Here is a 9,280-nt window from a genome sequence, read left to right on the forward strand (position 1 = left end):
CCGATAGGTTCATCATCTTGGATTTCGGTAATTCCCGAAGCGTAAAGCTAAAATCGTTATCGTCTTTCATGATTATTCCTTGTTTGACTTGTACTGAACATGTGATTCTTTTCAAAGGGGTGAGGAATAGACTCTGGTCGCGTCTCCATCACCTACTCGTTTTCTCCTGGCGCTGAGCGGAAGACTTTCTCCGAGCCTTTGCCTCCCGAACACAAGACGAGATAAGGACCACGACCGTTCCCGTCGAAAACACAACGGTCACGATACTTGCGATCAAAGTAATCCAATCCGCGACACTCATCCCATTGCCTCCCCTCACGCCGCAACCTTCTGCACCATTCCTGATTGCCGGAATGATGGTGGAAGAAAAACACATGGATCACATTTGAGTACTTGCGCAATGCGAATGATGTCATCAAATGTAAATGAAGAATAACCGCGCAATTTCGAATTGAGTGTGGAATATGGCATACCGGTCTTCTCAGCAACCGCCGTCTTCTTTATCCCAGAGCTAGCGATAACTGACTGAACCTTCTGCCCTAGCCAAGTATCTGTGCTTGTATTGGTAATCATGACTTTAACTCTAGTAATGTTTTCATTACATGTCAAGTCAAGAAGTTATAGATTTGATTACTTGCATTAATTTTTTCCAGAGGTATAGTATAGATATGAACACAGATACTGAATTACTAATCCAGCGGTCACAACTCTGCTCAAAGTACATTGGCGCAGAACTCAAAGGAGCAATTCGCGCTCGCGGATATACTCAAGGCGCTGTTGCCGACGCCATAGGCCGCCCCCGCCCAACTATGACCAATTGGCTGAATTCAAAGCCAGCGATACCAGTAGCAGAGGCAGTACAAATCTGTGATTTCATAGGAATAAAACTCGAAGACATTATTCATCGTGCCCAACAACGGGTCGAGGATGAGCTAGGCCCTTGGCCTCCAATACAAGACGATGATTTTGCTGATGTGTTGGCAAGGGCCAACCGTGGAGATATCACGCTCGCTGCCAATAACAACCCGGACAAAGAGCGTGAGATGGAAACGCCGGACGAGTGACCCCCTCAACTTCGAAGGAATCACCAAAACGAATGCCATTAATAAGAACGGAGTGAATTGGTATCAGACATCAACAGCCTCTACGACGAGGCTGCAAGCATGGGCGTAAAGGTATACGAGGCAAGATTACCTCACTGCTGCCAAGCATCTACGACGATGATCGTCGCATCATATGCCTAGACCAGCGCATGAGTCAGCGGCAGACTCTCTGCACGTTGCAGCACGAGCTCATACACGCTCGATATCGCGATGTCGGCTGCGCTGGGCGCAACGGCGTCCGCAACGAGCTGCGAGCGCAGAGGGAGACGGCCTTGGCTCTCATAGATCCGATGGGCTACCGTACTGCTGAGCAGATGTATGAGGGTGATAAGTGGCTTATGTCCGTCGAGCTTGGTGTCACGCTACAGGTGCTCTCTGATTATCAAACTCTGTTGCGGGAATGGTGTTGTCAGGGTCACTCATTGCAGCAACGCTATGCGGACGCATCCGTGAACGCTTAATCTTCTGTTGGTGTTTGTGGTTGGCTTGTTGGTTGTCTTTCAAGGAGTTTGGTGAGGTCGGTTTTGTGGTCGGAGTATGGGAATGAGACGCGCAGCTGGTAGTTACCGCTTTTCTTGTCGATTCTGAAGTGGGCGTAGCTGATACCACCTTCGTCGGGTACGTGGTCGTAGTGTTTTGCCGTTTCGTTTGCAGTGAGACTTCCTGCGAATTCGCCGTCGATCCAGACGTCGATGGTGGGGTATCCTTTGTATTTTCCGGTTTGGATTCGTCCGTGGGTAAGGGAGACCCATATCTCGTCGTTTGGTAGGAAGCGCGTGAACAGGTTTTGGTGTTCTGCTGGTTTGGAGACGTAGGCGCTTTGCCATGGGGTGTCGTTTTCGACGATGCACTTTCCGATTGGCTGTGGGTTGCGGGCGCGGTGCTGGTCGTGGCCGCCGAAATGGCGGGTTTCGCCGGCTGTCCGAGTGTTGTCGGCTTGCGTTGTATTGGTTATCCGAGAGGTGTAAGTGTTGTCCTGTTTTCGGGTGGCGAAGGTGCCGCCAAGCTGACTCACGTATTGACGCATCCATTCGAAGCACTGTTGAGTCTGAATGGCGTCGGACAGGGCTCGGTGTTCCTCAGCGTCAGCGATCCCGAATCTTTGGATGAGATCCTTGAGACGGTGATGGCGTTCCTGGGGGAACATGGCACGGCTCATCTGCAAAGTGTCAATGCAGGCCGGCCCGGGGAAGTCGATACCATTCCTGTCGGCCTCCTCACCAAGGAACCCCATATCGAATTTGAGATTATGCCCGACGAGCACGTCATCGCCGATCCACCTGACGAACTTGGGCAGCACATCCTTGATGGGTGGCTGATCAGCGAGCATTGAATCCGTCATCCCGGTCAGTTCGACAATCTTGCCGCTCAGCGGCCGTCCCGGGTTCACCAACACAGAGAAGCGGTCAACCACCACGCGCCCACGTACCTTCACTGCACCTATCTCTATGATTCTGTCAGACCCCGAATTCAGACCTGTGGTCTCGGTGTCGAGGACCACATAATCCAAAGGCAGTCCATCATTGTCAGACCGTACCTTCGGCACGAGCGGCTCCGCACAGGGGGCAGTCCCCGATATGTCTTTCTCATCCTCATGTCCACGCCATATCCTTCCCAGTCCTGGAGTGGACACCCTTACCTCCTTTCCTGTTCCTCGACAGAATCCAACCCAAAAAGCACAGCAGCGCAAACACCACCAAACAGACCACAGGGTGCACGAAAAACAGACACAGCAACACTAAGACCACGACAGCGTATCCGACCTTCTTCATAAGACCAAAAAATACACTAAAGCATGGAAACGCATACAGTCGACGGGCGGGACGATCATCTCCATGAGCGACATGACAGTATACGCATAAATCCTATGCATTCTAATCGACGAGAACGCATACGCCACGGCCGAAAACATCTATGAAGGCGACATCACCAATATCGCCGAAGAACTGGACGTCACTCAAGGCGTCATACGCGACTACCGCAACCTCGTACTTTCGGTGGCGACATTACGGTAGAATCATCACCGTAATCCCCGCATGCAAGGAGAAACGGAGAATCATGGAGGAAGGACAGACACAGGAAAAATATACCGAGACGATGGTGTCGAATCATCTAATTACAGCCCTTGATATGGAAGACGCATGATGGGATTACTTAGCCTGCTATTCATCTCGTTCATCGTGGTCCCACTGCTTGTAGCACTTGTCTATCTCATATACCAATGGGTCGCAGAGGATAACGGCGAAAGCACGACGCCAGGTAATCGGGATGATCAAAAAACTAGGCAGAGGCCAGAGACCACCGTGTTCTTGCAGACCACTGAGCATCCCCATGACCCTTTAAGAGGCAAGCCCATCAAGGATCAGACAGCGTATGCTCCGATATACAGTCAATTCTTCCTTCCCCCGGAGCATCAGCTTGATCTGGTGACCGTCGACAGCCAAGGCAACACGAACCTGAAGCTTGGCTTGTACAATGGTCAGCTTGTGTTGGAAGCGCCGAACGGCCTGCTGCCATGCAGGGCAAGCGGACAGATATATAAGCTGGGGATTTTCACAGGTACACTCAGGGGGACTTCATACTATGATGCGGCTTTCCTCCGAGCGGATACCAGACCTTTGAGACCGGCAATCCTACGAAGAGAGCCTGGCAACAAGTACGACAGGAACGCCATCGCCATCCTCGCCCCCAATGCAGGCATTGTCGGATACGTCAATAAGCAGAATGCCGCACGACTGTCCAAAAGACTGGACAAGGGAGCACCATACATGGCCATCTTCACCAGCGGATCACCATCGGGACAGGACTCCACACCCACATCCATCCTCATCGCCCCGGAAAACACCCTGCAATCCATACTAAAAAACAGCGTACCGGCAAACACGAATCTGATTTCGTAGCCTGTGCCACGCTGGGGTCCATAACCCATGTACGACAAAACACGATTCCAGCCGACAAAGCCCCACTTCGGTTGGGCACTTCAAAATCCAAACCCGCGAGCTCGGGGTAACCGTGCAGGTGCTTGGTGATTATCAGAGCTTGCTGCAGGAGTGGTGCTGTCAGGGACATGCATTACAGCAAAGCTGCTTGGACTCACTCGTGAGCGCGTAAATCAACATGATGGGATATCCTTTGTCTCGGCAGAGATGCCAAGAGACAAAGGAGAAGAACATGAAGCGAGCCATAGCTGCATTAGCCTGTGCGGCACTGTTAACCACTTTCGCGGGTTGTGGTGATGGCGGCAAGAGCAAGCAGCTCGAAGACACCGCCACCACATGCAACAAACAGGCGGGCGAGAAAGTCATGGAATACAATCCCAAAGACAAAAGCCTTACCTACCTATCTGACTTTGACACCGAATCTCTACAAGGTGCACGTTGCCTGACCAAGCAACTCAACATATCAACCGACGATCTCAGTAAAACACAAGAAAGTTCTCAAAGCCTGCACAAAAACGGATTCGTCTTTAAAGCAACAGGAAACAGCGATAAGCTATACCTCACCGTCACGGTTGACAAATAGCACACCACAATAAGGCCTCGCTTCGGCGGGGCCTTCACATATCGTGCCCATCGAGCTTGGCGTCACCATCTTACGAACGCCGTGGCACTGATATAAGGCACAGTATTGCTGTTATAACTTGTTCCATTGTTTTTCGGAAACGTTGCTATTTCAATAAGACTAAATGCGCCGACATGCCGTTCAGACGATGTGATTCGTGTTTAAACCCTAACATTTCCAACGAAAAACAGTAGGCTCCTGCGTAATCGTCATTTTTCATTGATAGAAATGATATATCCGGATGCATAATAGGTACAGCTATGAATCAAGACGGCCTCATCACCGTCTACACATCAGTTCAAAGTCTGGACCGTAAACAACCATGCTTCGGCGGGAGCTTATTGCTCACTGTTCCAATTAGCTTTTACGAACGAGGGATAAAAATATCTCGTGTAAAAACTCCTTATACTCTTTCTCCGATTTTTTATCTCTATTCGCGTCCCTAAACGGGAAGAGGTTACGTGTTATGACCCAGAGAATCCCGATAATATTGGCTAAACCGAAAACCATCCACGCAACGATTATCTGCACATCCAATTTATGATAATTCCACAGAGCAAAACCGGAATATGCGATAATCACAAGATCCGTCGCTGCAAGCTGAGCGCGGACAATAGACAGAGCTGTCTTAGAGAACATCTTCCTAGTGCCAGTCTCATCCTCATAACGTTTATTCTGTAAATCAGCACGTACCGCATTGGGTTCGTCACCCTTGCTCTCATTCTCGTCTGCGGAATTCGCCAAAGACTTTGTATCGGAAGTAGTAGCGCATTCCCCTATGTTAACATTGTCTTGAATTACATGACTGTCATTATAAAGATTAAGGGCAGCTTCAGTCTCTTCGTCTTTCCGCTGTGACGAATCCGGTGCGCTCGACATGGACGTTACATCAATCCCAAAGTAGCGACACGGACATTCATCGCACTCTTTGATACCGCGAAAATGTTCGCCATCTCACTGACGGATTTATCCTCTGCCCAGAACTGACGCACAATCGCAGCAGGCATAAGTAAGGCAGCAGCGAATTTATTGGCCCATATCTCTTCCGGGTCAATTCCCTGTGAAGACAGTTCATCGCGTTCCTCAACTTCCCCTGCAGGTTTTTCCCGCGGGAAGTCCTGATACTTGTGGATATAGTGTCCAATCTCGTGTGCGTAAGTGAAACGCTGTCGCTGTAATCCATCTGTTATATTGGCTACAGCGTGAAAATCATCATTTTCCGGCTTGACAAGGATTCCGGCTTTGTCCTTGTCAAGTATCATCGATTCCATCTTAATACCAAGCAGGCGGGATATATCTGACAGATTAATCGGGAGGTTAACTCTCCCATCGGCAGTGCCTACGGTTTTGAGCAACGTATCGGTGGCTGCAGCAGCTGGTGAACCAGTATTATCAACTTTGATTTTGTCTGTCATCGTGCACCTCCTCTATCGACTAACTTATGGCAATAAGTCAATTACTGTCATAAAAAAACATCTTCCTAGTCTTGCTATTAAAAGTAATACAAAAACGTTAAGCAAATGTAACACAATGCCGGAATTTTGTCGATACCAATCTTTTCAAGCCTGCAGTTTTCCAGTCCGAGCACGATTCTGTTTTTTCGCCCCGTCACCGATGCGAACAACACCATTCAAGCCCGTATCATCCTGTCCGCAGAAGTGACAGCTCCGAGCAGGTCGTGCGCGTTGAGGTGCGTATAACCCGCCGTGGTTGATGCCTTGGTGTGGCCCATGAGCAGGATGCGGGTCTGCTCGTCCACTCCCGCCTCGGTGAGCATGGTGGCCATGGTGTGCCTGGCAGAATGCACGCGCACCCGCGGCAGACCTGCACGCTCCAACGCCTGCCTCCAACGCCTCGTATCACCCATAGGCGATATCGGTCTCCCGTTTGTGGTGAAGATGAGATCGTCGGGACCGGCTCCGCACTCCTCCACCCAAGCCGCGAGCGCTGTGGCGAGTTCGGGTGTCAGTGGGATGAGTCTGTGGCCTGATTTGGTTTTGGGGCGTATGAGGTATTCGTCCCCGCCGAGATCGCGGTGTTCGACGCCTGCTGGGAAGTCGGCGTCTTTGATGCGTTGGAGCTGCCAGTTGATGCTCAGGCAGGTCACGTCGTCGACTTGGATCAGTTCGGATGGTGTTATGCCGAGCCGTTCGCCTTGGCGCAGGCCTGTCAGGAATGCGATGCGCCACATGAGTTGGTTCATGGGGTCAGTCTCCATGCCGATCATTCGGGCTGCTTGGGCGGGGGTGAGGATGTCCACCTGCTGTTGGGTGACTCTGGGTCGTGGGGTACGGTCGGCCGGATTGGAGTCGATGAGTCCTTCGGCCACGGCATCCTTGAGCGCTTTAGACAGTAGCTGGTAGGCGTGCAGGGCCATGCTGCTGCTGCGGGCCCTGCGGCCGGTTGTGGGGTCGTCGGATGTGACGTACTCCTCAAGGAGTCGGAAATGCTGCGGGCCTATTTTGTCGAGTCTGACTCCCCCGACTGCGGGGTTGACGCAGCTGTCGGCTATCGACCTATAGGTCTCCAGTGTTCGTGGTTTGAGCTGGGGGCGCATGATCTCGTTGAGCCAGCGGTCTATCCAGTCCCGTAGTTCCGGTGTGTGGCTGCCGCCTGTTTTTCCGGTGCGTTCGTACTCTTTCTTGCGGGTTTCGAACCGGGCTTTGGCCACGCGCTGGTCTTTAGCGCGTACGACGAGCCTGCGTCGTTTGCCCGTCGCGGGGTCTGGCGGTAGCTCCATCGAGTATTCGTAGAGCCCGTTGCTTTTGGGCTTGCTGATTCCGCCGCTGCCTTTGGTGCGTCTGCGTTTGACTGTCATATCGGTGTTCCCGGGTGTTGTATAGGTGTGTACTATAGTGTGTACTATCTTAGCTCTAATCAGCAATAACGAGCCGTATTTCGGAAATTTCACATCGTGCTTGTATTGCCGTTAATCGTTGATTTTCAGCCGTCTTTGGCTGTTTTGGTGGGTACCCCCTGAGAGAGTCGGACTCTCGTTGTCAGATTGAAAGTCTGGTGTCCTAACCGTTAGACGAAGGGGGCTAACAACCTAATCATCATAAGGTATGGCACAGACCGAAGCAAGTCGGCATGTTGCAACAGGAACCCCGTACGAAGCCCTGATCGATGCGAACGCCATACTTAAAATCCCTACATAACACCGACAATGAGGACGACTGTTCCCTACCGCCGCCACATCTCGGATTCCGCACGACGAGGGACGAAGAAACGAAGGAACGTGTATGAGGGAACGTGATTCCTGACCAGATCACCCGTCGATGCCAGATCACCCGTCGATGCCAGTGTCGGATTTCGCGCGACGGGGAACGTAGGAACCGAGGAACGGAGGAACCGCGCAGATGAGACCTCTTTCATGAAGTAAGCAAGGGCATCGAAATCCAACGAGCCTCAACATGCGGCACGACGGATATCAGCGAACGGCCGAGTAACGGCTGGGACAGACGCGGGGTACAGAGGAGCGGAAGCGGGATTCACCGCGCACGGTAGGTGAAATCATGTATCACCCGATCTGCCTTCAAGCCTTTCCTTTCGAAATTGGTAAGCACCCGGCCTTCGAAACGCTGCGATTCAACGAATCGGCTGTGCGGCAGATCTGCGGCCTTTGAGGACGTGCCCTTGCCCACATGACCAGTGGGCAAAGAAGCCGTAATGTCTCCCATGTTCTCGAAATCGGACCGCACATCCATCACTTCGTGAACATGCAACGCATAGTCCTCAATGTCGGTTGCAAGTCTCCACAAACCACCGGTCTTAAGCGCCCGATGTACGCTCTGCGCCAACGCCGGCTGCACTATGCGCCGCTTATGATGGCGCATCTTCGGCCACGGATCAGGAAAAAACGTCCAGAATTCATTCACCACACCGGCTTCGAAGCAATCAATCAGCTCGGGAGCATTGACCTGTGCGATACGCAGGTTCGTCAACCCGGCTTTACCAGCCAGAAGCATGGTATGGGCCACTCCCGGATCATAGACCTCCACCGCAAGGAAATTGCACTCGGGCCGTGCCTGGGCGGCGGCAACGACGTTTTCTCCCTGGCCTGTGCCTATTTCGACGATGAGCGGGTTGCAGTTACCCCATACCCGACGCACATAGTTTTGATCTAAAGCGAATCCGGAGCGTACGTTCAACGACCGACCGGCACCCCTCGCACCCTCACCTGTCTCCTCCTCACCCATCTCGACAGTGGTTTCCATCTCACCTGAAAGCCCAGCGGCCACGCTCATCATGTCGGACCCGGCACCGGCCACGGCCACCTTGGAAACCGGGCCAGACGCAGTCGTTTCGGCATTGGCATCCAGCAAGAAATCAGAGGCATAACGGCTCCATGCACGCTTGAGCCTATCGTCCAAATGCCCTTTGCGGCGCACGAACGAAAGTACCGCTCGATGTCTCATGCCGTCTTGTGTCACCTTCTCGCAATGAGACAACGAACCCTTGCCACCGACAACGTCCGTGGCGCACGACTCATCGAGCTCGATACCCTTTCGATGGTTCATATCCAACTCATGATCAGGCTCGTTGCAGCCTTGTTTCTCATCGCTTTCACACATATCGTCCAGTTTAGCGACACGCGGACACAGGCATAATTTGCG

General features: G+C 52.1%; 10 protein-coding genes and 1 tRNA gene. 4 read left to right on the forward strand and 7 right to left on the reverse strand.

Annotated features, from left to right (window positions below; all coding sequences use genetic code 11):
* Nucleotides 1-315 precede the first annotated feature (315 nt).
* Nucleotides 316-573 carry a helix-turn-helix domain-containing protein gene (locus BBOMB_RS08525; protein ID WP_081867308.1) on the reverse strand — a complete coding sequence of 86 codons (258 nt, stop codon included), beginning with the start codon at nucleotides 571-573 and terminating at the stop codon, nucleotides 316-318.
* A 95-nt stretch (nucleotides 574-668) separates the two neighbouring features.
* Here BBOMB_RS08525 and BBOMB_RS05045 point away from each other — a divergent pair, with 95 nt between their 5' ends.
* Nucleotides 669-1,064 carry a helix-turn-helix domain-containing protein gene (locus tag BBOMB_RS05045; protein WP_044093284.1) on the forward strand — a complete coding sequence of 132 codons (396 nt, stop codon included), beginning with the start codon at nucleotides 669-671 and terminating at the stop codon, nucleotides 1,062-1,064.
* A 188-nt stretch (nucleotides 1,065-1,252) separates the two neighbouring features.
* Nucleotides 1,253-1,564 (forward strand): hypothetical protein, encoded by a 312-nt coding sequence (locus tag BBOMB_RS05050; protein ID WP_238549894.1) that lies wholly within the window; start codon nucleotides 1,253-1,255, stop codon nucleotides 1,562-1,564.
* Here the strand turns inward: BBOMB_RS05050 and BBOMB_RS07890 are convergent.
* Nucleotides 1,561-2,736, reverse strand: coding sequence for a 3'-5' exonuclease (locus tag BBOMB_RS07890; RefSeq protein ID WP_238549895.1), 1,176 nt, complete (start codon nucleotides 2,734-2,736; stop codon nucleotides 1,561-1,563). The two genes, BBOMB_RS05050 and BBOMB_RS07890, sit on opposite strands and share 4 nt — an antisense overlap.
* Before the next feature lie 508 nt (nucleotides 2,737-3,244).
* Here BBOMB_RS07890 and BBOMB_RS05060 point away from each other — a divergent pair.
* Both BBOMB_RS05060 and BBOMB_RS05065 read left to right on the forward strand, forming a co-directional pair.
* A complete protein-coding gene (locus tag BBOMB_RS05060) occupies nucleotides 3,245-4,003 on the forward strand; it encodes an HIRAN domain-containing protein (protein WP_044087929.1) in 759 nt (252 codons plus the stop codon).
* Nucleotides 4,004-4,274: 271 nt separating this feature from the next.
* Nucleotides 4,275-4,625: a hypothetical protein gene (locus BBOMB_RS05065; RefSeq protein WP_044087928.1), complete on the forward strand. Its 351-nt coding sequence runs from the start codon at nucleotides 4,275-4,277 to the stop codon at nucleotides 4,623-4,625.
* Nucleotides 4,626-5,021: 396 nt separating this feature from the next.
* On the opposite strand, the gene BBOMB_RS05070 is transcribed toward BBOMB_RS05065, so the two are convergent.
* The 5 genes from BBOMB_RS05070 to trmB all read right to left on the reverse strand — a co-directional run bounded on the left by BBOMB_RS05070 (nucleotide 5,022) and on the right by trmB (nucleotide 9,184).
* Nucleotides 5,022-5,543, reverse strand: coding sequence for a hypothetical protein (locus BBOMB_RS05070; protein ID WP_044088131.1), 522 nt, complete (start codon nucleotides 5,541-5,543; stop codon nucleotides 5,022-5,024).
* Nucleotides 5,544-5,548: 5 nt separating this feature from the next.
* Entirely contained in the window at nucleotides 5,549-6,079 is a 531-nt protein-coding gene (locus tag BBOMB_RS05075) for an ImmA/IrrE family metallo-endopeptidase (protein WP_052377500.1), read from the reverse strand.
* Nucleotides 6,080-6,294: 215 nt separating this feature from the next.
* Nucleotides 6,295-7,482: a tyrosine-type recombinase/integrase gene (locus BBOMB_RS05080; RefSeq protein ID WP_052377501.1), complete on the reverse strand. Its 1,188-nt coding sequence runs from the start codon at nucleotides 7,480-7,482 to the stop codon at nucleotides 6,295-6,297.
* 152 nt (nucleotides 7,483-7,634) lie between these two features.
* A tRNA-Glu gene (locus BBOMB_RS05085) sits at nucleotides 7,635-7,706 on the reverse strand.
* Nucleotides 7,707-8,155: 449 nt separating this feature from the next.
* Nucleotides 8,156-9,184, reverse strand: a complete 1,029-nt coding sequence (trmB, locus tag BBOMB_RS05095; protein WP_161787717.1) for a tRNA (guanosine(46)-N7)-methyltransferase TrmB — start codon at nucleotides 9,182-9,184, stop codon at nucleotides 8,156-8,158.
* Nucleotides 9,185-9,280 lie beyond the last annotated feature (96 nt).

This window comes from Bifidobacterium bombi DSM 19703, assembly GCF_000737845.1.
GTDB lineage: Bacteria > Actinomycetota > Actinomycetes > Actinomycetales > Bifidobacteriaceae > Bifidobacterium > Bifidobacterium bombi.